The sequence below is a fragment of the Devosia alba genome (assembly GCF_039938915.1).
Taxonomy (GTDB): Bacteria; Pseudomonadota; Alphaproteobacteria; order Rhizobiales; family Devosiaceae; genus Devosia; species Devosia alba.
This window is the reverse complement of sequence record NZ_JBDUUI010000175.1, coordinates 1-228: the sequence shown is the minus strand read 5'-3', so window position 1 is coordinate 228 and position 228 is coordinate 1. Positions and strand designations below refer to the sequence as shown.

At 44.7% G+C, this 228-nt stretch carries 1 protein-coding gene; it reads right to left on the bottom strand.

Features of this window, described 5'->3' with window-relative positions; genetic code table 11:
• On the bottom strand, positions 1–188 hold a 188-nt coding region (locus tag ABFY71_RS19185; RefSeq protein WP_347947475.1), incomplete at its 3' end, for a hypothetical protein.
• Between the last annotated feature and the right edge of the window lie 40 nt (positions 189–228).

Genomic DNA, 228 nt, shown 5'->3' with positions numbered 1-228 from the left:
GTTCTAGTTACAGTAGAACCTACTGCAGCTCCTGCTCCTGCTCCAGCAAGTGTACTCATTGAAGTAAATCTCCCTTGTGAATCTCTGGCTACTACAGTACCCTTTTTGGTTTTACCCCCAGTACCTCCCATAGGTAATGCAAAGAATTTACCTGGAGCCATTTGTAAGGCGGTCATCCTCATCATCATGGCAGATATATTCCTAAGGTGACCTTCAAGGATAGTAGCT